17 protein-coding genes are annotated in these 21,712 nt (G+C 61.7%); 9 read left to right on the forward strand and 8 right to left on the reverse strand.

What is annotated here, in order from left to right:
* Positions 1–11 precede the first annotated feature (11 nt).
* Together thrS and G5134_RS13470 are read right to left on the reverse strand one after the other, a co-directional pair.
* On the reverse strand, positions 12–1,940 hold the full coding sequence (gene thrS, locus G5134_RS13465; RefSeq protein ID WP_005300655.1) for a threonine--tRNA ligase: 1,929 nt from the start codon (positions 1,938–1,940) through the stop codon (positions 12–14).
* Between the two features lie 236 nt (positions 1,941–2,176).
* Positions 2,177–2,764, reverse strand: coding sequence for a tetratricopeptide repeat protein (locus tag G5134_RS13470; protein ID WP_065017645.1), 588 nt, complete (start codon positions 2,762–2,764; stop codon positions 2,177–2,179).
* Positions 2,765–2,938: 174 nt separating this feature from the next.
* Here G5134_RS13470 and G5134_RS13475 point away from each other — a divergent pair, with 174 nt between their 5' ends.
* Positions 2,939–3,994: a PA0069 family radical SAM protein gene (locus G5134_RS13475; protein WP_065017646.1), complete on the forward strand. Its 1,056-nt coding sequence runs from the start codon at positions 2,939–2,941 to the stop codon at positions 3,992–3,994.
* Positions 3,995–4,030: 36 nt separating this feature from the next.
* Here the strand turns inward: G5134_RS13475 and G5134_RS13480 are convergent, their stop codons facing one another.
* Positions 4,031–4,198 (reverse strand): hypothetical protein, encoded by a 168-nt coding sequence (locus G5134_RS13480; protein ID WP_005300645.1) that lies wholly within the window; start codon positions 4,196–4,198, stop codon positions 4,031–4,033.
* Between the two features lie 198 nt (positions 4,199–4,396).
* Complete coding sequence (gene gyrA / locus G5134_RS13485) at positions 4,397–7,144, reverse strand: DNA topoisomerase (ATP-hydrolyzing) subunit A (RefSeq protein WP_017764547.1); 2,748 nt, start codon at positions 7,142–7,144, stop codon at positions 4,397–4,399.
* Between the two features lie 201 nt (positions 7,145–7,345).
* On the opposite strand from gyrA, the gene ubiG reads away from it, so the two are divergent.
* The 5 genes from ubiG (at position 7,346) to yfaE (ending at position 13,179) form a co-directional block, all read left to right on the forward strand.
* Positions 7,346–8,062 (forward strand): bifunctional 2-polyprenyl-6-hydroxyphenol methylase/3-demethylubiquinol 3-O-methyltransferase UbiG, encoded by a 717-nt coding sequence (ubiG, locus tag G5134_RS13490; protein WP_005300640.1) that lies wholly within the window; start codon positions 7,346–7,348, stop codon positions 8,060–8,062.
* Positions 8,062–8,748, forward strand: coding sequence for an HAD family hydrolase (locus G5134_RS13495; protein ID WP_017782904.1), 687 nt, complete (start codon positions 8,062–8,064; stop codon positions 8,746–8,748). The genes ubiG and G5134_RS13495 overlap by 1 nt, the downstream gene beginning before the upstream one ends.
* A 647-nt stretch (positions 8,749–9,395) precedes the next feature.
* Entirely contained in the window at positions 9,396–11,663 is a 2,268-nt protein-coding gene (nrdA, locus tag G5134_RS13500) for a class 1a ribonucleoside-diphosphate reductase subunit alpha (RefSeq protein ID WP_026139081.1), read from the forward strand.
* 65 nt (positions 11,664–11,728) lie between these two features.
* Positions 11,729–12,862, forward strand: coding sequence for a class Ia ribonucleoside-diphosphate reductase subunit beta (gene nrdB, locus G5134_RS13505; RefSeq protein ID WP_065017648.1), 1,134 nt, complete (start codon positions 11,729–11,731; stop codon positions 12,860–12,862).
* Complete coding sequence (gene yfaE / locus G5134_RS13510) at positions 12,859–13,179, forward strand: class I ribonucleotide reductase maintenance protein YfaE (protein WP_010634047.1); 321 nt, start codon at positions 12,859–12,861, stop codon at positions 13,177–13,179. The genes nrdB and yfaE overlap by 4 nt, the downstream gene beginning before the upstream one ends.
* 133 nt (positions 13,180–13,312) lie before the next feature.
* Here yfaE and mltA read toward each other — a convergent pair whose 3' ends face one another.
* A complete protein-coding gene (gene mltA / locus G5134_RS13515; RefSeq protein ID WP_005300625.1) occupies positions 13,313–14,464 on the reverse strand; it encodes a murein transglycosylase A in 1,152 nt (383 codons plus the stop codon).
* A 150-nt stretch (positions 14,465–14,614) separates the two neighbouring features.
* Here mltA and G5134_RS13520 point away from each other — a divergent pair, with 150 nt between their 5' ends.
* On the forward strand, positions 14,615–14,866 hold the full coding sequence (locus tag G5134_RS13520) for a DUF1289 domain-containing protein (RefSeq protein ID WP_054544945.1): 252 nt from the start codon (positions 14,615–14,617) through the stop codon (positions 14,864–14,866).
* A gap of 95 nt (positions 14,867–14,961) precedes the next feature.
* Here the strand turns inward: G5134_RS13520 and fruA are convergent, their stop codons facing one another.
* The 3 genes from fruA to fruB are packed head-to-tail and all read right to left on the reverse strand — an operon-like array spanning position 14,962 to position 18,784.
* Positions 14,962–16,698: a PTS fructose transporter subunit IIBC gene (gene fruA / locus G5134_RS13525; RefSeq protein WP_065017649.1), complete on the reverse strand. Its 1,737-nt coding sequence runs from the start codon at positions 16,696–16,698 to the stop codon at positions 14,962–14,964.
* Positions 16,695–17,684, reverse strand: a complete 990-nt coding sequence (gene pfkB, locus G5134_RS13530; protein ID WP_065017650.1) for a 1-phosphofructokinase — start codon at positions 17,682–17,684, stop codon at positions 16,695–16,697. The genes fruA and pfkB overlap by 4 nt, the downstream gene beginning before the upstream one ends.
* Positions 17,684–18,784, reverse strand: coding sequence for a fused PTS fructose transporter subunit IIA/HPr protein (gene fruB, locus G5134_RS13535; protein WP_065017651.1), 1,101 nt, complete (start codon positions 18,782–18,784; stop codon positions 17,684–17,686). The genes pfkB and fruB overlap by 1 nt, the downstream gene beginning before the upstream one ends.
* 305 nt (positions 18,785–19,089) lie before the next feature.
* Here fruB and cra point away from each other — a divergent pair, with 305 nt between their 5' ends.
* Both cra and G5134_RS13545 read left to right on the forward strand, forming a co-directional pair.
* Complete coding sequence (cra, locus tag G5134_RS13540; protein ID WP_065017652.1) at positions 19,090–20,076, forward strand: catabolite repressor/activator; 987 nt, start codon at positions 19,090–19,092, stop codon at positions 20,074–20,076.
* Positions 20,077–20,376: 300 nt separating this feature from the next.
* A complete protein-coding gene (locus tag G5134_RS13545) occupies positions 20,377–21,570 on the forward strand; it encodes an aromatic amino acid transport family protein (protein ID WP_065017653.1) in 1,194 nt (397 codons plus the stop codon).
* Positions 21,571–21,712 lie beyond the last annotated feature (142 nt).

Here is a 21,712-nt window from a genome sequence, read left to right on the forward strand (position 1 = left end):
CCTTTTATAGCTTATTCCTCCACTTTCTTTTGTCCGCGGGTCTGAACTTCCTGGGTCAACAGAGCAATCAGCTCTTCAACAGGATAAGAGCCCAGGTCAGCCCCTTTACGGGTACGTACTGCAATCTTGCCGGCTTCTACTTCTTTATCGCCGCAGACCAGCATAAAAGGTACCCGCTTCAAAGTATGCTCGCGGATTTTAAAGCCAATCTTCTCATTTCTCAAGTCCGCTTTTGCGCGAAGGCCCGCATCATTCAATGCTTTGGCTACTTTCACCGCATAATCGGCCTGATTGTCGGTAATATTCATGACCACGGCCTGGGTAGGTGCCAACCAGGTCGGGAACAGTCCGGCGTACTCTTCGGTCAGGATCCCGATGAAACGCTCCAGCGAGCCCAGAATGGCGCGGTGGATCATCACGGGGACGTGACGCTCATTGTCTTCGCCCACATAAGTGGCACCCAGACGGCCCGGCAGGGCAAAATCGAGCTGCACGGTACCACATTGCCAGGCACGGTCAAGGCAGTCATGCAGGGTGAATTCGATCTTGGGACCGTAGAAGGCCCCCTCGCCCGGCTGCAGGTCGTACTTCAGACCATTCAGCACCAGCGCTTCGGCCAGCGCGGCCTCGGCGCGATCCCAGGCTTCGTCGGAGCCGATACGCTGTTCCGGACGAGTGGAGAGCTTGACCACGATGTTCTCGAAACCGAAGGTGCCGTAGACGTCGTAGACCATGCGGATGCACGCAGACACCTCTTCCATGATCTGCTCTTCGGTACAGAAGATGTGGGCATCATCCTGAGTGAAACCCCGTACCCGCATCAGGCCGTGCAGTGAGCCTGACGGCTCGTTGCGGTGGCAGGAGCCGAACTCGGCCATGCGCAGCGGCAGGTCGCGGTAGGATTTCAGGCCCTGGTTGAAGATCTGCACGTGACCCGGGCAGTTCATCGGCTTGATGGCGTACTCGCGGTTCTCGGACTGGGTGGTGAACATGGCTTGGGCGTACTTCTCCCAGTGACCTGAACGCTCCCACAGCACGCGATCCATCATGAAGGGACCCTTCACTTCCTGATAGTCGTACTCTTTGAGCTTGCCGCGGATGAAGGTTTCCAGTTCGCGGAAGATGGTCCAGCCATCGTTGTGCCAGAACACCATGCCAGGCGCTTCTTCCTGCATGTGGTACAGGTCGAGCTGCTTGCCGATCTTGCGGTGGTCGCGCTTGGCGGCTTCTTCCAGACGCTGCAGATAGGCCTTGAGCTGCTTCTTGTCGGCCCAGGCGGTGCCGTAGATGCGCTGCAGCATCTTGTTGTTGGAGTCGCCGCGCCAGTAGGCGCCGGACATCTTCTGCAACTTGAAGTGGTGGCAGTGACGCATGTTGGGCACGTGCGGGCCGCGACACATGTCGATGTACTCTTCGTGATGATAAAGACCGGGCTGGTCATCACGGGCAATGTTCTGATCCAGGATCTCGACCTTGTAAGTCTCGCCACGGGCTTCGAACACATCGCGTGCTTCCTGCCAGGAGACCTTCTTCTTGACGACGTCGTAATCCTTGGCGGCCAGCGCCAGCATGCGCTCTTCCAGGGCAGCCAGATCTTCATCGGTCAGGGTACGGTCGAGATCGATATCGTAGTAGAAACCGTTGTCGATGACGGGACCGATGGCCATCTTGGTCTGGGGCCAGAGTTGCTTGATGGCATGACCCAGCAGGTGAGCACAGGAGTGGCGCAGAATGTCCAGACCTTCTTCGTCTTTGGCGGTGATGATGGCCAGGGAGGCATCGGCTTCGATCAGCTCGCAGGCATCCACCAGTTCACCGTTTACCCGACCGGCAATGCACGCCTTGGCGAGACCGGGACCGATGTCCGCGGCCACATCCATGACGGAAACGGCGTGGGCAAATTGACGTTGGCTGCCATCAGGCAGAGTAATGATTGGCATTGTGTGTTTCCTTATACAGTGGTGCCCCCTACCAAAGGGCACATGCGGGATGGAAAGATTCATTCAAAAATGGGTGATGTTCTGGCTCTCCACAGCACTTTGCGAAGGCGCCCCGTGACGCAAACAATCCGTTCAACGTCGCAAGACAAACCAAAAACCGGCCCATGCTACCAGAAGTAAGCGGGGCTGTATCGGGTTTGCTGAGATTTTCTACAACCAGATGAACCGCTTGGAGGTTATTCCCCTAGCAGAGGCTGCCAGTTGAAATCGAACGTGGAACTCCCCTCCTGGGCCAGTTCCAGCTCCTGCAGCACCTTGAGCGCCAGCTGGTTGCCCTGCCTGGCGGCCTGATAGAGCCACTCCTTGGCACGGGGCAGATCGACCCGCCCGCTGACCCCCATCAGATGCAGCACCCCCACCTTCAACATGGCGGGCACATCGCCGTTCCTGGCCGCCAGCTCCATCCAGTGAAACGCCTCGCGCAGATCCCGTTTCACCCCGGCGCCCCGCAAATAGACCTCCCCCAGCCGGTATTGGCCGAAGGCATCCCCCGCCTGCGCCGCCTGACGATAGAGGTTGATGGCGCGTTCCATATCCTGCTCGCTCCCCTGCCCCATTTCATGGCTCCAGCCCATCAATGCCTGCGCCCGTGGCTGGCCTTGATCCGCCAGCGGCGACCAGATCCGGGTTGCCTCATCGAAGTGGCCAGTGCGCCAGGCGCGGTTGGCCGAGGCCAGCTCCTGCTCGGTAGAGAGCGGGATCAAGCGCCAGATAACCAGCGCAATAACAGCGATGAAGAGCCAGCGGTAGGTGATGGGTGCCATGATGATTTCCGTGATCCAGTTCGCATTTCATCTATGTAAACGAAATGTAGCGCCGCGATCAAGCAAGAGATCCCGTTGACATACTTTTTATGGCGGGATAGGTCAGCAGAACTTGCATTCGGCAATGGGGGGCAGCATGATAACTGTATATATAAACAGTACTAGTGCAATGCGATGGCAGGACGAGGCAGTTCCCACAATGTTGATCACCGTTTCAGCGGCCAGCGGGTCGATGCGGTCGACGACGGCTGGGCCCAACCCGAGTGGGAAGCGGCATTTGCCGCCAGTGCTCCCCGCACCGAGGTGACGGAGATCAGCGCCCGCAGCATCATCAGTTACAACAGCTCCCCCGACGTTCCCTTCGGCCGCTCCATCAATCCCTATCAGGGGTGCGAACACGGTTGCATTTACTGTTATGCCAGACCAAGCCACGCCTATCTCGAGCTCTCCCCCGGCCTCGACTTCGAAACCCGGCTGTTTGCCAAGCTCAATGCCGCCGAGCTGCTGCGCCGGGAGTTTGCCAGACCCGCCTATCAGCCGCAGACCATAGTGCTGGGGGCCAATACCGACCCTTATCAGCCCATCGAGCACCACTATCGCCTCACCCGCCAGTTGCTGGAAGTGATGCTGGCCCATCGCCATCCGGTGGGGATCATCACCAAGAGCGCCATGATATTGCGCGACCTCGATCTGCTGACCGAGCTGGCCCGGGAGGGGCTCTGCCAGGTGATGGTGTCGGTCACCACCTTGAATGAAACCCTGCGGCGACAGCTGGAGCCAAGAGCCAGCACGGGGGCCGGGCGGCTCAAGGTGGTGGAGAAACTGGCCCACGCCGGCGTGCCGGTCGGGGTGCTGGCGGCCCCCATGATCCCGCGGCTCAACGAGCCCGAGCTCGAGCAGATCATCAAAAGCGCTGCCGAGGCCGGTGCCCATTGCGTCGACTATATCCTGCTGCGACTGCCCCATGAGCTGGCACCGCTGTTCAGTGACTGGCTGGAGCAATACTACCCAGGCCAGAAGGAGGCGATCCTCAACCAGCTGCGAGCCAGCCGGGACGGCGCCCTCAACAGTCCCGCCTTCGGGACCCGGATGCGGGGAGAAGGCCAGTTTGCCGATCTGCTGGCCCAGCGCTTTCGCTTGATCGCCAAGCGGCTCGGGCTCGGCAAGCGCCACTTTCAACTGCGCCAGGATGCCTTCATCCGCCCAGGCGAGCAGCTGCGGCTGTTTTAATTCCCATCATGACGCCAGCCCGTGGGCATGACCAAGTCAGCCTCGGGGGCGCACTCCTGCAGCGCGCTCGCGGGCAATCAGCTCGACCGGCAGCCTCGCCGGTTCATGGGCCACTTCCAGCTCCTGTTCGTGCTGCGCCTCGTCCCTCCCGGCTTCGCCCCATACCCGGCTCCACCAGATCTCCCACATCACCCAGCTGGTCATAAGATGCTCCTGTGCGGCAGAGGCCGCCGTTTGATCGCCGACGCAGGCAAGATGCCCTTTTCCCATGACAGAGGCATGACGCCCCGATGACATCTCGGTTGCCTCTCTGGCGGCAGCCTGGCTGGGACGGCCAACGGCGGGCATAAAAAAAGAGCGACCTGAAGGTCGCTCTTTCGTATCGGGCAAAAGGGGGAACGATTACTCGTCGCCCGCCTCCCCGGTATCGACAGCACCTGTGTCTGCGGCGGTATCAGTGCCTTCAGACACCTCACCCTCGACGGCCAGCGCCTCGGTTTCCTCTTCGTCGCTCTCGGCAACACGCTGCAGGCCGACCACGGTTTCGTCTTCACCGGTACGGATCAGACGCACACCGCCAGTGTTGCGGCCGATGACGCTCACCTCGGCAACGCGAGTACGTACTAGGGTACCGCCGTTGGTGATCAGCATGATCTGGTCGGTATCTTCGACCTGGATCGCATCGATCACCTTGCCGTTGCGTTCATCCACCTTGATGGAGATAACGCCCTGGGTACCACGGCTCTTGGTCGGGTATTCGTCCAGCGCAGTGCGCTTGCCGTAACCGTTCTCGGTGGCGGTGAGGATGGCACCGTCGCCACGGGGCACGATGAGGGAGACCACCTTGTCACCGGCGCCGAGCTTGATGCCGCGTACACCGGCAGCGGTACGACCCATGGGGCGTACGCCCTTGAAGGTGCCCTTGCTTTCGGTGCCTTCGCCGTTGTCGCTGCCATCATCGTCGTTGCCGGCGTCGTCGTCGGTTTCGACCTCGTCAGTGGCATCGGCATCAGCGCGACCGCTGCCTTCCGCGAAGCGAACAACCTTGCCCGCATCGGAGAACAGCATGATCTCGTTGCTGCCATCGGTGATGTCCACCCCGATCAGCTCATCACCCTCTTTGAGGTTGATGGCACGAATACCGGAGGAGAGCGGACGGCTGAAGTCGGACAGGCTGGTCTTCTTCACGGTACCGTTGGCGGTGGCAAAGAACACATACTTGTCGGCGTCATATTCCTTGACCGGCAGAATGGCGGTGATGCGCTCACCCTCATCCAGCGGCAGCAGGTTGATGATCGGACGACCGCGGGCGCCACGGGACGCCTCCGGCAGTTGATACACCTTGAGCCAGTAGACCTTGCCACGGGTGGAGAAGCACAGAATGGTGTCGTGGGTGTTGGCCACCAGCAGACGCTCCACAAAGTCCTCTTCCTTGATCCGGGTGGCCGACTTGCCACGACCGCCGCGGCGCTGGGCCTCGTAGTCTGAGAGCGGCTGATACTTCACGTAACCCTGGTGAGATAGGGTCACGACCACGTCTTCCGGGGTGATCAGATCTTCGATGTTGATCTCGGCGCTGGACATGCTGATCTCGGTACGACGCTCGTCGCCGTACTGTTCGCGCACGGCCAGCAGTTCGTCGCGGATCACTTCCATCAACCGTACCGGGCTTGCCAGGATGAACAGCAGCTCGGCGATGAGATCCAGCAGAGATTGGTACTCTTCCAGGATCTTCTCGTGCTCGAGGCCGGTCAGCTTGTGCAGACGCAGGTCAAGGATGGCCTGGGCCTGCTGCTCGGTCAGGTAGTAGTGACCCTCGCGAATACCGAACTCGGGCTCCAGCCACTCGGGGCGGGCCGCGTCGTCGCCGGCTTTCTCCAGCATGGCAGCCACGTTGCCGAGCTCCCAGCCCTTGGCAACCAGGCCCGCTTTCGCATCGGCCGGGGTCGCGCTATGGCGAATGAGCTCGATCACCGGGTCGATGTTGGCCAGCGCTACCGCCAGACCTTCCAGGATGTGGGCCCGATCCCGCGCCTTGCGCAGTTCGAACACGGTCCGGCGGGTCACCACTTCGCGGCGGTGCAGCAGGAACGCATCCAGGATCTCTTTGAGGTTCATCACCTTGGGCTGGTTGTTGTCCAGCGCCACCATGTTGATGCCGAAAGTGGTCTGCATCTGGGTGTGCTTGTAGAGATTGTTCAGCACAATCTCGCCGGACTCGCCGCGCTTGATCTCGATGACGATGCGCATGCCGTCCTTGTCGGACTCATCGCGCAGGGCGCTGATGCCCTCGATCTTCTTCTCTTTGACCAGCTCGGCAATCTTCTCGATCAGGCGAGCCTTGTTCACCTGATAGGGGATCTCGTGGACGATGATGGTCTCGCGACTGGTCTTCTCGTCTACTTCCACCTCGGCCTTGGCACGCACGTAGATGGAGCCACGACCGGTACGGTATGCCTGCACGATGCCGGAACGACCGTTGATGATGCCACCGGTGGGGAAATCCGGGCCGGTGATGTAGGTCATCAGCTCGTCGATGGTGAGGTCGCCGTTCTCGATCAACGCCAGACAGCCGTTGACTATCTCGGTGAGGTTATGAGGCGGAATGTTGGTCGCCATGCCCACCGCGATACCGGAGGAGCCGTTGACCAGCAGGTTGGGAACCTTGGTGGGCATGACAGCCGGGATCATCTCGGTGCCGTCATAGTTCGGCACCCAGTCCACGGTCTCTTTGTCCAGATCGGCCAGCAGCTCGTGGGAGATGCGGGCCATCCGCACTTCGGTATAACGCATGGCCGCGGCGCTGTCGCCATCGACCGAACCGAAGTTGCCCTGACCGTCGACCAGCATGTAACGCATGGAGAAATCCTGCGCCATGCGGACGATGGTGTCATACACGGCACTGTCGCCGTGCGGGTGATATTTACCGATTACGTCACCGACCACACGGGCCGATTTTTTATAGGGCTTGTTCCAGTCGTTCCCCAGCTCGTTCATTGCATACAGAACGCGGCGGTGAACCGGTTTCAAGCCATCACGCACATCCGGCAGAGCTCGTCCTACGATCACGCTCATGGCGTAATCAAGATAGGAACTCTTGAGCTCTTCTTCGATGTTGACCGGCGTGATCTCTCTGGCCAGATCGCTCATAGAAAGCCTTAATCCCTAATTAGTTGTTCTTTGGCTTAAACAGCGCGACATGGTAACACACTGAGCCAAATATCTTAAGCCACAAATCCGGTAACAAGTCGGGCTGGTGTGACAAAGTCCGTCCGTTATAATGCCCGCCAGGACAATAGATTGCGCGCGCACTACCCTGCCTGCGCGCCCTTGCCACAGGATCATCAAAAAATGCACAGTGATGCCAATGTCGATCTGACAGAAATCGCCAAATTCGAAGCCATCGCCTCCCGCTGGTGGGACATGGAAGGAGAGTTCAAGCCGCTGCATCAAATCAACCCGGTGCGCCTTGACTGGATCACCGACAAGAGCGGCGGCCTGTTTGGCAAGCGCATCCTCGACATCGGTTGCGGCGGCGGCATCCTCGCCGAGAGCATGGCTCGTCGCGGCGCCCAGGTCACCGGCATCGACATGGGCAAGGAGCCCCTGGGCGTCGCCCGTCTGCATGCCCTGGAAGCGGGAGTCGAGCTCGAGTATCGCCAGATCACCGCCGAGGCCCACGCCGACGAAGCCCCGGGTCAGTACGACGTGGTCACCTGCATGGAGATGCTGGAGCACGTGCCGGATCCTGCCTCCGTGCTGCGCGCCATCGCCACCCTGGTGCGCCCGGGCGGCAAGGTGTTCGTCTCCACCATCAACCGCAACCCGAAAGCCTATCTGATGATGATCCTCGGCGCCGAGTACCTGATGAAGATGGTCCCCAAGGGTACCCACGATCACAAGAAGTTCATCACCCCGGCCGAACTGTGTCGCATGGGTGAGGCGGCAGGCCTGCTGGTACGGGACATGAGCGGCGTCCACTACGCGCCGCTCTCCAACAGCTTCAAGCTCGGTCGCAACGTCGACGTCAACTACATGGTGGCGTTCGAGCGCCCGGAGCAAGGCTGATGACAACTCACCCTGCTGCGCCCCTTGGCTGCGTGCTGTTCGATCTGGACGGCACCCTGCTCGACACCGCGCCGGATCTCGGCGCCGCCGTCAACCACGTGCTGATAAGCGAAGGCTTTGCACCGCTCTCTGACGACATCATCCGTCAAACCACCTCTCACGGGGCCCTGGGGCTGCTCAGGGCCGGTCTTGGTGACGAGCTGCTGGAAGAGCTGGGCGCCACCCGCCTTCGCACCGCCCTGCTCGACTACTACGCGGCCAACCTCTGTGTCGGCACCCGCCCCTATGAAGGCATGGTGGATCTCATCGAGTGGCTCGACGAGAAAAAGCTGCCCTGGGGCATCGTCACCAACAAGCCAGGCTTTCTCACCGAGCCGCTGCTGGCGGCGCTGCCGGCGCTGGCCAGTTGCGGCGTCACCGTCAGCGCCGACACTCTGCCGGTGCGCAAGCCCGACCCCGCCCCCATGTTCTTTGCCTGCGAGCAACTTGGCGTCGCGGCCAGCCACTGCCTCTATGTGGGGGATCATGTGCGCGACATCGAGGCCGGCCGCAACGCCGGCATGCGTACCGCCGTCGCCGGTTGGGGTTATCTCAATGACGACGAGGATCCCGCCCAGTGGGGCGCCGATCTTCACTTTGATACCGTGCAGGCCCTGCATCACTGGCTGCGCTACGAGCTGGATTAGCGGCCGCCGCCTGCCTGAGCAGTCGGGCAAGGCTGCCGTGGATACATATAGAAGTGGATGATCAGGGGGAGCTCCACGCCTGGGTTCTCTTGGATAACGCAGCAGGTGGATAACCCAAGAGATGGATATCAGACGCAGCTTTGCGACCATCCCTTGAGCTGAGCGGTGAAAATGACGCCCATCTGGTCACTCGCGCAGCAAAACGGAGGATCGGCAATTGATCCCCCGTTTTGCCGGTTTGACAAGCAGTGCGGCAGCGGGATCGGACACCTTTTGACCCTGACTGCACAAGGGATGAGCAAGCCGGATTTGCTAGTAAAAACACCCAGCTTTCGCAAGCAAAAAAAGTTATTTTAATTTTCCATCTTCGATCGCCGGACTTGCATTTGACGGATCGGACGGATGAAAACCCGTTCGCTGTGAGCGTCCACTAACTCCCGTCCCGACACCCACAATTTATCCACAGCTAATGCGTTATCCACAGATTGCATTACCGCATCGACCTCACTATCTTGTAGTTCGCATTAAAAATAACACTACATCTTGTGATTCATCGCACAATAGGTACCCACCTCCATCGCCCTTCCCGGGCCGGAGGCCAACGCCGTGCGATGGTTTTTCGGGAATCAACTAAAGGTCATCAGCCAATGAACTTGTTTGTGACGAAGCGTAACGGCCACAAAGAACCCATCGATCTGGATAAAATTCACCGCGTGCTGGACTGGGCCGCCGAGGGTCTCGACAACGTGTCGGTCTCCCAGGTGGAACTCAAGTCCCACATCCAGTTCTATGACGGCATCCGTACCGCCGATATCCACGAAACCGTCATCAAGGCCGCTGCTGATCTGATCTCCGAGCAAAGCCCGGACTACCAGTACATGGCCGCCCGTCTGGCCATCTTCCACCTGCGCAAGAAGGCCTACGGCCAGTTCGAGCCGCCCCACCTCTACCAGCACGTCGCCAAGCTGGTGGACATGGGCAAGTACGACAAGCACCTGCTGGAAGACTACAGCCAGGCCGAGTTCGAGGAGCTGAACGCCCACCTCGACCACTGGCGCGACATGGACTTCTCCTACGCCGCGGTCAAGCAGCTGGAAGGCAAGTACCTGGTCCAGAACCGCGTCACCGGCGAAATTTACGAGAGCCCGCAGTTCCTCTACATCCTGGTAGCGGCCTGCCTCTTCTCCAAGTATCCGAAAGATACCCGTCTGGACTACATCAAGCGCTTCTATGATGCGGTCTCGACCTTCAAGATCTCGCTGCCGACTCCGATCATGAGCGGCGTGCGCACCCCGACCCGTCAGTTCAGCTCCTGCGTGCTGATCGAGTGCGACGACAGCCTGGATTCCATCAATGCCACCGCCAGCGCCATCGTGCGTTACGTGTCCCAGCGCGCCGGCATCGGCATCAACGCCGGCCGCATCCGTGGTCTGGGCAGCCCCATCCGTGGCGGTGAAGCCTTCCACACTGGCTGCATCCCCTTCTACAAGTACTTCCAGACTGCGGTGAAGTGCTGCTCCCAGGGCGGCGTGCGCGGCGGAGCGGCCACCCTGTTCTACCCGCTGTGGCACACCGAGGTGGAGAGCCTGCTGGTACTGAAGAACAACCGCGGCGTCGAAGAGAACCGGGTCCGTCACATGGACTACGGCGTGCAGATCAACAAGCTGATGTACCAGCGCCTGATCAAGGGCGGCGACATCACCTTGTTCTCCCCGTCCGATGCGCCGGGTCTGTACGATGCCTTCTTCGCAGACCAAGACAAGTTCGAAGAGCTCTACGTCAAGTACGAGCAGGATCCAAGCATTCGCAAGAAGACCCTCAAGGCGGTCGATCTCTTCTCCCTGATGATGCAGGAGCGCGCCGGCACTGGTCGCATCTACATCCAGAACGTGGACCACTGCAACACCCACAGCCCGTTCGATCCGAGCGTGGCGCCGGTACGCCAGTCCAACCTCTGCCTCGAGATTGCACTGCCTACCAAGCCGCTCAACAACGTGGATGACGAGGATGGCGAGATCGCCCTGTGCACCCTCTCCGCCTTCAACCTGGGCGCCATCGAGAAGCTGGAAGATCTGGAAGAGATGGCCGAGCTGGCCGTGCGCGCCCTGGATGCCCTGCTCGACTATCAGGACTACCCGCTCAAGGCCGCCAAGAAGGGCAGCATGAACCGTCGTACCCTGGGGATCGGCGTCATCAACTACGCCTACTACCTGGCGAAGAACGGTGCCCGCTACTCCGACGGTTCTGGTCTGGCACTGACTCACCGCACCTTCGAGGCGATCCAGTACTACCTGTTGAAGGCCTCCGTGCAGCTGGCCCGCGAGTTCGGCCCCTGCCCAGCCTTCAACGAAACCACCTATGCCCAGGGGATCCTGCCCATCGATACCTATAAAAAGGATCTGGACAACCTGTGCAACGAGCCGCTGCACCTGGACTGGGAAGCGCTGCGCGAAGAGATCCGTACCGTGGGTCTGCGCAACTCCACCCTGACTGCCCTGATGCCGAGCGAGACCTCCAGCCAGATCTCCAACGCCACCAACGGCATCGAGCCGCCGCGCGGCCTGGTCTCTGTCAAGGCCTCCAAGGACGGTATCCTCAAGCAGGTGGTGCCCGAGTATGACCGTCTGAAGGATCAATACGAACTGCTCTGGAAGCAACCGAGCGTCGATGGTTACCTGCAGCTGGTCGGTATCATGCAGAAGTTCGTAGATCAGGCGATCTCCGCCAACACCAACTATGATCCCGCCCGTTTCGAAGGCAACAAGGTACCGATGAAGCAGCTGCTCAAGGACTTGCTGACCGCCTACAAATACGGCCTCAAGACCCTGTACTATCACAACACCCGTGATGGTGCGGACGATGCCCAGACCGATCTGCAAGATGACGGTTGTGCCGGCGGCGCCTGCAAGATCTGATGAACCGGGCGGGAGCGACAAGCTCCCGCCCTCCTGTTTCCCCTACTTCGCGATATTCGACAACCATGGCCTATTCAACTTTCTGCCAGACCCAAAACGACCAGCTCAAGGAGCCGATGTTCTTCGGCCAGTCGGTCAACGTGGCCCGTTATGACCAGCAAAAACACGAAGTGTTCGAGCGCCTGATCGAGAAGCAGCTCTCCTTCTTCTGGCGCCCGGAAGAGGTGGACGTCTCCCACGACCGCATCGACTTCCAGGCTTTGCCGCCCCACGAGCAGCACATCTTCATCTCCAACCTGAAGTACCAGACCCTGCTGGACTCCATCCAGGGTCGCAGCCCCAACGTGGCGCTGCTGCCGCTGGTCTCCATCCCGGAGCTGGAAACCTGGATTGAAACCTGGGCCTTCTCGGAGACCATCCACTCGCGCTCCTACACCCACATCATCCGCAACATCGTCAACACCCCCGCCCAGGTGTTCGACGACATCGTCACCAACGAGCAGATCCTGAAGCGCGCCGGCTCCATCAGCCATTTCTACGACGATCTGATTGAAGCGACCGCGCTCTACCACCTGCACGGTGAAGGCACCCATCAGGTGGTCGGCCGCGAGGTGTCCATCACCTTGCGCGAGCTCAAGAAGAAGCTCTATCTGTGCCTGATGAGCGTCAACGCACTGGAAGCGATCCGCTTCTATGTCAGCTTCGCCTGCTCCTTCGCCTTCGCCGAGCGCGAGCTGATGGAGGGCAACGCCAAGATCATCAAGATGATCGCCCGCGACGAAGCACTGCACCTGACCGGTACCCAGCACATGCTGAACCTGATGCGCAGCGGCCAGGACGACCCCGAGATGGCCGAGATCGCCCGCGAGTGCGAGCAGGCCTGCTTCGATCTGTTCAAGGAAGCCGCCATCCAGGAGAAGGAGTGGGCCGAGTACCTGTTCCAGGACGGCTCCATGATCGGCCTGAACAAGGACATCCTCTGCCAGTACGTGGAGTACATCACCAACCTGCGGATGGCCGCCGTTGGCCTGCAACCGGCCTTTGCCGGCGCCAAGCAAAACCCGATCCCCTGGATCAACACCTGGCTCTCCTCCGACAACGTGCAGGTCGCCCCGCAGGAAGTGGAAGTGAGCTCCTACCTGGTGGGTCAGATCGACAGCGAAGTGAACGCCGAAGACCTGGGTGATTTCGAGCTGTGAGTGACGCCACCGGCACGCTGACCGAGCCCCTGCACACCGCCCCCGCCAAGAGCGAGACGGGCGCACCGCAGGTACACACCCGGGATGGCGTGCTGCACGCCCACCCCGGCGAGAGCGTGCTGGAGACCCTGGAGCGTCACGGTCATCACGTGGAGTTCCAGTGCCGCAGCGGCTATTGCGGCGCCTGCCGTACGCCGCTGCTGGCAGGCAAGGTGCACTATGCCGCCGTGCCGCTCGCCTTTGTCTCCCAGGGAGAGTGCCTGCCCTGCTGCTGCAAACCGGTGGGGGCCATCCGGCTCGACATCAAGAAGGGCTAAGACCGCCCTCCCTTGATATGTCCAAGCTCGCCTCGCCAAACAAAAAGCCGCCGGATTGCTCCGGCGGCTTTTTTACATCCATCTTTATACCTCAAGGGCTGCTGGCTGATGCACCACCCGCCCCCACAAGGCATTACAGCCAGGGCGCAGCGGTCGGCCCATGGTGCAGGCCCAGCTTCCAGACCCGGCCAAAGTGCTTGTAGTGACCGGCCGCGACACCGGCCTTCTCGCCCATGCCGTGGTAGAGGTCGAGGTGGCCCTTCTTCACCGCCCCGCCCACATCCAGCGCAATCAACAGCCGCAGCTGATGCTTGCCGGTCCAGTTGCCCTCTTTGTCCAGCAGCGGTACCTCCGCCAAGATCGGCGTGCCCATCGGCAGCAGGGTCTTGTCGGCGGCCACCGCCGCCATCGGCAACAGCGGGATGCCAGCGGCCCCGATCACGTCGTTGGTGGGGCGACGCTCGAAGAAGACATAGGAAGGGTTCTGCTCCACCAGCTCCTTGACGCTCTCCTCCGGCTGACGGTTCGCCCACTCCTTGATGGCCTTCATGGACATCTGCTCCCTGGGCACCTCGCCGCGGTCGATCAGTACCCGGCCTATGCTCACATAGCCGTGACCGTTCTTGCCGCTGTAGCCCAGATATTGCAGCCTGTCGTCGTCGCCATAGTGGACGAAGCCCGAGCCCTGCACGTCCATCAGGAAGTTGTCGATGAGAGACTTGCTGTAGCCGAGCTCCAGCCCGCGGTTGGCCAGCGCCCCCTGGTGGATCTGGGCCCGGGTCGGACAACGGCTGCCGCAGTTGGGCATGGCGTAGATGGGGTACTTGTATTTCGCATCCGGGCGGTGACGCACCTCCAGCACCGGCGAGTAGTAACCGGTGAACAGCACGTTGCCCATCCGATCCGAGCCCCCCAGCTGGGCCAGGCTGATGCCGTAGCGGGTAATGTCGGCGGGATTGCCGCCGTTCGCCACCCAGCGGGAGAGCTGATGATAGAGTTCGCCATAGCGGCGGGTCATCTTGCCGGAGCGCTCCAGCACCAGCCGGCTCTGGGGGCCGAACTTGCTATAGTCGGCGCGCACGCGGCTGTTGACGCGCTCAACCCGCACCAGATCGTCGGGCAGCATGCCGTCCAGATACTGCTTGCCCAGATTTTCCGGCACCTCGCAGTTGAGAAAACATCTGGCATCGGGTTTGTTTTTGGGCACCTGGGCTTGCTCAGAGTTGCCCGCACAACCGGCCAACCCCAGCACAGCGGCGGTCAGCCAGTACGCGTGTTTATTCATATGTCCTCATATAACACCAAGCGTCATGTTCGGCGGGGAAGATGCCAAATTTGCAGGGGGAAAGCAAACGCCTTCAAGCCTGCGACGACGGATTTCTCCAAAGGGGATCTTCTGGGTTATAACAAGGTAACAAGGTGTGAGGGGCCATGGATGGAACAGCTCGAGATCTTCCCGCTGCAGAGCCCCTGCATCGGGGTCTGTGAAGTGAACAACAAGGGCTACTGCAAGGGGTGCCTGCGCAGCCGCGAGGAGCGTTTCAACTGGCTCACCATGACCCCGGCCCAGCAGCAGGAGGTAATGCGCCTGTGCCGGGGCCGCAAGGCGCGGGTGGAAGCCGCCCGCCGCAAAGCGCTGGAGGGGGCCCAGAACGAGTCGCAAGAGCAACCGGGTTGGGATTTCTAGTTTCTCCCCCTCCTCCTTTCACGACAAACATAAAAAAGCGGCCCGCAGGCCGCTTTTCTTTTATGACACTATGAGATGTTGCCGGATGGCAAGGCTTATGCCGTGGCCAGCTTGGCCTGTTCCTCACCGCGTTTGAGCATGGCGTAAGCCACCCCGGTCAGCAGCGAGCCCGCCGCAATGGCCACGATATACATCATGACGTTGCTGATGGCGTTCGGGATAAACAGCACGAACAGACCGCCGTGGGGTGCCATCAGCTCGCAGCCGAACAGCATGGAGAGCGCACCGGTCAGGGAGCCGCCCGCCATGCAGGCCGGGATGACGCGCATCGGATCCTTGGCGGCAAACGGAATGGCACCCTCGGAGATGAAGCACAGACCCAGTACGAAGGAGGCCTTGCCCGCTTCCTGCTCCGCCTTGATGAACTTGGTGCGGGCCAGGAAGGTGGCGATCCCCATCCCCAGTGCCGGCACCATGCCGGCGGCCATCACGGCTGCCATGGGGGCGTAGGTCTTGGAGGCCAGCAGGCCGACCCCGAAGGCGTAGGCCGCCTTGTTGACCGGGCCACCCATGTCAAAGCACATCATGGCGCCGATGATGACACCCAGCAGCACGGCGTTGGCAGAACCCATGTTGTTGAGGAACTCGGTCATGGCATTCATGATGCCGGCCACCGGGCCGCCCACCACGTAGATCATCACCAGACCGGTAAACAGGCTGGCAAACAGCGGAATGATCAGGATGGGCTTGAGCGCTTCCAGGGTCACCGGCAGGCGCACCTTGTCGCTCAGGTACTTGGCGCTGTAACCGGCCAGGAAACCGGCGACTATGCCGCCGAGGAAACCGGCACCCAGCGAGCTTGCCAGCATGCCGCCGATCATGCCGGGGGCGAGGCCCGGGCGGTCAGCGATGGAGTAGGCAATGTAGCCGGCCAGCACCGGGATCATCAGGGCAAAGGCAGAGCCGCCACCGATCTTCATCAGGGCCGCAGCCAAGGTGCCTTCCACCTTGAACGCCTCGATCCCGAACACGAACGAGAGCGCGATGATGAGGCCGCCCGCCACCACCATGGGCAGCATGAAGGAGACCCCGGTCAGCAGGTGCTTGTAGGGGCCGGCTTTTTCCTCTCTCTTGGGTTGGCTGGCACCGCTGTGGCGATAGGTTTTCGCCTCGCTCCAGGCCTTGTCGAGCTCGGCACGGGTCTTCTTGAGCGCCGCGCCCGTGCTGGTGCGATAGACTGGCTTGCCGTCGAAGCGGGCCATGTCCACTTCGATGTCGGTGGCGAGGAATACCAGATCGGCGGATGCAATCTCCTCGGCGGTCAGGGCATTCTGGGCACCGACCGAGCCTTGGGTCTCGACGCGGATCTGATGACCCAGCTGCTTGGCCATGGTCTCCAGCGCTTCTGCCGACATAAAGGTGTGGGCCACCCCGGTCGGACAGGCGGTCACCGCCACGATGCGCTTGCCAGCGGCGGCCGGTTTTGCGGCAGCATTGGCAACGGCGGAGGCGGCTTGGTGACGATAGACGCTGGCGCCGCTGGCGGCGGCCTCCAGCAGTGCGGCCGGATCCTGCAGGGCGAGATCCATGCTGCCCTGATAGACCCGCTTGCCGTCATAGGCAGCGAGATCCACCGGGGCGCTGGCGACAACCAGTACCAGCTCGGCGGCGGCAATCTGCTCCTTGCTTGGTACCTGGCGGGGCTGCACGCTGGAGCCGACGTCGAGGGTGAGCTCCCAGCCTGCCAGTTTGGCCTGCTGTTCTATCCGTTTTGCAGCGAGAAAGCTGGTGGCAATGCCCGCCGGGCAAGCCGTAACCAAGATTGCTTTCATTGGGCATCTCCTGAGTTTTCCATTGAGGGGGTATGGCATTGAACCGGTGCCAGCGCATCCAGACGCTGTACGCGCACCTGTTCGAGCAAGGGGTCGAGGACCTTGATATCGTCAAAGCCGACCGCCACCTGGCTGACCGCCAGCGCCGAGACGGCGGTGGCGAGGCGCAGGGTCTGCTCCGGCGTCCAGCCAAGGCTCAGACCATGGGCGAGACCTGCCACCAGGGAATCGCCGGCACCGACCGTGCTGACCACCTGCATGCGCGGCGGAATGGCCTGCCAGACGGCATCGGGTGCAAACCAGATGAGGCCGTCGGCGCCGTTGGAGATCACCACATTGGGGATCCCGCTGGCCTGCAGCGCGCGGGCACACTCGGCCTGCTCGCTCAGAGTCTTGATGGGGCGGCCGGCCCACTGGCCGAGCTCCTCCAGATTGGGTTTGACCAGGGTCGGCGCCGCTTTGATCCCTTCGCTTAAGGCCGCGCCGCTGCAATCGAAGATCACCTGCTTGCCTTTGGCCTTGAGCAGGCGGATAAGATGGGCGCAGTAATCGGGGGCCACCCCTTTGGGCAGGCTGCCTGCCAGCACGAACCACTCCGCATGGGGTGCCAGCTCGTCGATGGCACCTTCCAGGGCACTCACTTCCCCTTGGTGGATGGTGAGCCCCGGCAGATTGAGATCGGTGACCCGGCCGGATTGCTCGGAGATCTTGACGTTGATGCGGGTGCTGCCCGCCACGCGCACGAAGTGATCGGCCAGGGCCCGCTCCGTAAACAGGGAGACGAAGCTCTGCTGGTTATCGGCGCCAAGCCAGCCGGTGACACCTACGTCGCGGCCCAAGTCCTTGAGCACCATGGCGACGTTGATCCCCTTGCCCGCCGCACGCAGATTGGCCTTGCTCACTAGGTTCACCTCGCCCAGGCTCATCGCCTCCAGACGGGCAGTGAGATCGAGCGCCGGGTTGAGAGTGATGGTCACTATGTCCATCAGTGCGCCCCCTCGCCCAGCCCGGCCGCAATGGCGGCGCCTATGCCCTTGAGGGCCGCTTCGGCGTCAGCCCCTTCGGCGCAAAACGCCAGACGATGGCCACACTTGACGCCAAGGCCGATGACCTTCATCAGGCTCTTGGCGGAGACCGCCTCGCCGCTGCCATCCAGGTTCGCCACCCGAATGTCGGATTCATACTCCTTGGCCACCTTGACCAGCATGGCGCCCGGACGGGCGTGCAACCCGTGGGGGTTGATGATGGTGAAGGTTTCACTAAGACCGCTCGCCGGGCCCGCTTGCAGCATGGCTAGCCCCTCGCTACCAGCCAAGGTGGCGAGCTGACCGGCAGCCGCCAGTTTGGCCAGGTTGTCGAGCTGCGCCAGATGGCCGCTATCTGCGGCGCACAGCAACAGCAGGGCGCTGACCGGCAGCTCCCCGGCGTTCAGTGCAGTGCTAGGCGTGGCCAGCACCCAGCCGGTCTGGGCGGCTTGTGCCCGGGCCAGCCAGACGCCCTCGCCCAGGTAGGCGGGTTCGCTTGCCAGCAGGGCGCTTACCATGGCGGCATCGCCCCAGCCGGCGGATTTGGCGCGGGCAGCGGCGCCCAGCAGCAGCTGGTCGCGATCGTCCGCCGGGAAGTCGGCCAAAGCCAGAAACTGCACCTCTTTGGGCGCAGTGGCACCGGTCAGGATATTGATGATGGTGTCGGCATCGGTGGCCTCTTTCAATTGCGCCGCCGCCTGCTCGTCACCCAACACGTGGGTGAGCTGGCGCAAAATGTCCAGATGTTCGTCTGATTTGGCGGCGATGCCGATGGCGACGTAGGCGATCTGCCCCTCATCCCATTCGATGCCATTAGGGAACTGGGCCACCATGACACCAGTGCTCTTCACCAGATGCCGGGTGTCAGTGGTACCGTGGGGAATGGCGATGCCGCTGCCAAGGTAGGTGGCGTGCTGCGCCTCGCGGGCCAGCATGCCCTCCACGTACCCCGCCTCCACCAGACCGGCTTCGGTCAGTTTGCCTGCCAACAGGGCAATGGCTTCGGCCTTGGTCGCCACCGACTGCCCCAGCAGGATCTGCTGTCGCGCCAACTTCAACATAGAGATTCTCCATCAGGTGCCGGGCGGTCTGACCGTACCGGCGCATCAAACATAACCATTCGTGCCACTCGCCAGCTGACAATAGACCGGATTGCATCCCTTCGGGAGCCATGCCGGGTTTTTATGCCCGGCCATCGATTGTCTGCTGACAAGCTGAATCGTTTCACTTACACTCAGACTGAATCGTTTCAGCGAATTGATCAAGTACCCACAAAGAGTGCTTTTCAATGATATGATCCCGCGCACACTTTTCGGTGCCCTCACCAGGCAGTGCCCGTGGGCCTTGCAACTCAAACAGAGCCAACATGATGAAACTGGATGAAATCGCCGCCCTCGCCGGTGTCTCGCGCACCACGGCCAGCTATGTGATCAATGGCAAGGCCGACCAATACCGCATCAGCCAGGCTACCCGCGACAAGGTGATGGCGGTGGTCACCGCCCACAACTATCAGCCGGACAGCCGCGCCGCCTCCCTACGCGGTGGCCAGACCAGGACCCTGGGCTTTATCCTGCCCGACCTGGAGAACGCCAGTTACGCCAAGCTCGCCAAACGGCTGGAGCAAGGGGCGCGGGTACAGGGTTATCAGCTGCTGATCGTCTGCTCGGAAGATGACCCCGCTACCGAGAAGGAGCTGGCCGAGATGCTGGCCAGCCGCCACGTGGATGCGCTGCTGGTGGCCAGTTGCCTGCCGCCCGAAGATCCCTTCTACCTCGGCCTGCAGACGCGCGGCATCCAGGTGCTCGCCATCGACCGGGCCATGGCGGCCGACAAGTTCGTCACCGTCGCCAGTGAAAACCAGAAGGCGAGCTTTGATCTCACCGCCTCCCTGCTCTCGCCGGCAATCACGCACATCGCTTTGATCACCGCGCTGCCGGTGCTCACGATCAGCCGTGAACGCAGAGCGGGCTTCGAGCAGGCTGTTGCCAGCCACAGCACGGCTTGCCATCTGTGTGAAGGGGCCCACTTCTCCCGCGCCGAAGGCTATCGCCTGATCAAGACGCTGCATCAACAGCTCGGCCAGCTGCCCCAGGCACTGGTGGCCACCTCCTACATCCTTATGGAGGGGGTGCTCGACTATCTGCTTGAGCAGGAGACCGACATGAGCCGGCTCGCCATGGCCACCTTCGGCGACGATCGCCTGCTCGATTTCCTCCCCTTCGGCATCAACTCCCTGCCCCAGCAGCACGATGCTCTCGCCAGCCAGGCGCTGGAGCTGGCCCTCAAGGCGATTGGCGGCGAATACCAGTGCGGCCTCCACTATGTGAGCCGCACCCTCAAACGCCGCCGCTGATCCCCTCTCCATGGCGCGCCGCTGCGGCCCCCCTCGCAGCGGCGCGTTTTTTCACCAGCCGAAAACCATATCTGTCATCATTTATTTCCACATATTCTGCCAACCCAGTACAAAATCCGCCTTTTCAGGCTTGTTTCCACCATTTTGATCCGTTAACTTGGCAACCAACTTTTACAACCACAGGCTTTTCGTAACGATGGGTTCACTCCGATATTGCTAGCCTCCGGTTTCGACCCCGGAGGCGCCTTACACACCTTTGCCCGCTGCGCACCGCGCAGTTTCTCGATTCGGATGGACACCATGAACACCAAAACCCTGGGATGTACCCTGTTGATTGCCGGCACCACCATAGGCGCCGGCATGCTGGCCCTGCCGCTGGCCTCTTCGTCGCTCGGCGGCCCCGCCACCCTGCTGCTGATGATCGGCCTCTGGGCCCTGATGGCCTTTACCGCCATGCTGCAGGTGGAAGCCAGCCTCAACACCGGCAAGTGGTACCTGCACCAGCTGGCGGATCACCTGCTCGGCCCCTGGGGCAAGCGCATCGCCTCCTTCTGCATCCTGATGCTGTTCTACTCGCTGGCCTCCGCCTACATCAGCGGCGGCAGCAGCCTGCTGGCCCAGGCGCTGGCCGATGCCGGCCTGCCCCTCAGCCAAGAGCAGGCGGCCTGGGCCTTTACCCTGCTGTTTGGCGGCATGGTCTGCATCGGCACCAAGCAGGTGGATTACCTCAACCGGCTGATGTTCACCGTCAAGCTGGTGATCATGGTGGCGGTGCTGGCGCTGCTGTTGCCGCGCACCGAAGGGCAGCACCTGCTCTCCCTGCCGCTGGGCCAGGGGCTGCTGCTGGCAGGTCTGCCGGTCATCTTCACCTCGTTCGGCTTTCACGGCTCCATCCCGAGCGTGATGCTCTACCTAGGGGACTGCCCCAAGCAGCTGCGCCGGGTCTTCGTGTGGGGCTCTGCCCTGCCGCTCATCCTCTACGTGCTGTGGCAGGTCGCCATCCTGGGTCTGCTGGGTCAACAGGCCCTGCTCCAGAGCGGTGGCGCGCTGGACAGCCTGCTGGCCAACGTCGGCAAGCTGGTGAGCTGGCCCGCCTTCAACCAGGCCATGCACCTGTTTGCCGATCTGGCGCTGGCCACCTCCTTCCTCGGGGTGACCCTGGGTCTGTTTGACTTCATGGCCAAGGTGACCCGTCGCAAGGACAACTGGCAGGGTCGCACCCAGACCGGCCTCATCACCTTCGTGCCACCCCTGCTGTTTGCCCTCTACTTCCCGCAGGGCTTCATCATGGCGCTCGGCTACGCTGCCATTGCGCTGGCGATACTGGCGGTACTGCTGCCGGTGGCCCTGGTGTGGCAGAGCCGCAAGCAGGCCGAGACGCACCACTACCGCGCCCCGGGTGGCGTGCTGGCCCTCGGCCTGGCCGGTGCCATGGGCGTGCTGATCGTCGGGGTGCAGGTGAGCGTCAGCATGGGACTGCTGCCGGCGCTCTAAGCCATAGCCGGTATTGAATCCCCCAATGACAAGGCCCCGCCAACGGATGTTGACGGGGCCTTGTCATTTCCGCTGCGGCCATCGCAGTGGCGCCTTCTCCCCGCAACAGTCAGGGCACTTTCCAGGCTTGGGCTGAGCCACC

Origin of the sequence: Aeromonas sp. 600276 (assembly GCF_049175815.1) — a bacterium.
GTDB classification, from domain to species: domain Bacteria; phylum Pseudomonadota; class Gammaproteobacteria; order Enterobacterales; family Aeromonadaceae; genus Aeromonas; species Aeromonas dhakensis.

What these genes read in the sequence shown, in the direction of transcription:
- thrS (WP_005300655.1), bottom strand. Translation starts at nt 1,940, where the DNA reads ATGCCAATCATTACTCTGCCTGATGGCAGCCAACGTCAATTTGCCCAC.
- G5134_RS13470 (WP_065017645.1), bottom strand. Translation starts at nt 2,764, where the DNA reads ATGGCACCCATCACCTACCGCTGGCTCTTCATCGCTGTTATTGCGCTG.
- G5134_RS13475 (WP_065017646.1), top strand. Translation starts at nt 2,939, where the DNA reads ATGGCAGGACGAGGCAGTTCCCACAATGTTGATCACCGTTTCAGCGGC.
- G5134_RS13480 (WP_005300645.1), bottom strand. Translation starts at nt 4,198, where the DNA reads ATGACCAGCTGGGTGATGTGGGAGATCTGGTGGAGCCGGGTATGGGGC.
- gyrA (WP_017764547.1), bottom strand. Translation starts at nt 7,144, where the DNA reads ATGAGCGATCTGGCCAGAGAGATCACGCCGGTCAACATCGAAGAAGAG.
- ubiG (WP_005300640.1), top strand. Translation starts at nt 7,346, where the DNA reads ATGCACAGTGATGCCAATGTCGATCTGACAGAAATCGCCAAATTCGAA.
- G5134_RS13495 (WP_017782904.1), top strand. Translation starts at nt 8,062, where the DNA reads ATGACAACTCACCCTGCTGCGCCCCTTGGCTGCGTGCTGTTCGATCTG.
- nrdA (WP_026139081.1), top strand. Translation starts at nt 9,396, where the DNA reads ATGAACTTGTTTGTGACGAAGCGTAACGGCCACAAAGAACCCATCGAT.
- nrdB (WP_065017648.1), top strand. Translation starts at nt 11,729, where the DNA reads ATGGCCTATTCAACTTTCTGCCAGACCCAAAACGACCAGCTCAAGGAG.
- mltA (WP_005300625.1), bottom strand. Translation starts at nt 14,464, where the DNA reads ATGAATAAACACGCGTACTGGCTGACCGCCGCTGTGCTGGGGTTGGCC.
- G5134_RS13520 (WP_054544945.1), top strand. Translation starts at nt 14,615, where the DNA reads ATGGAACAGCTCGAGATCTTCCCGCTGCAGAGCCCCTGCATCGGGGTC.
- fruA (WP_065017649.1), bottom strand. Translation starts at nt 16,698, where the DNA reads ATGAAAGCAATCTTGGTTACGGCTTGCCCGGCGGGCATTGCCACCAGC.
- pfkB (WP_065017650.1), bottom strand. Translation starts at nt 17,684, where the DNA reads ATGGACATAGTGACCATCACTCTCAACCCGGCGCTCGATCTCACTGCC.
- fruB (WP_065017651.1), bottom strand. Translation starts at nt 18,784, where the DNA reads ATGTTGAAGTTGGCGCGACAGCAGATCCTGCTGGGGCAGTCGGTGGCG.
- cra (WP_065017652.1), top strand. Translation starts at nt 19,090, where the DNA reads ATGATGAAACTGGATGAAATCGCCGCCCTCGCCGGTGTCTCGCGCACC.
- G5134_RS13545 (WP_065017653.1), top strand. Translation starts at nt 20,377, where the DNA reads ATGAACACCAAAACCCTGGGATGTACCCTGTTGATTGCCGGCACCACC.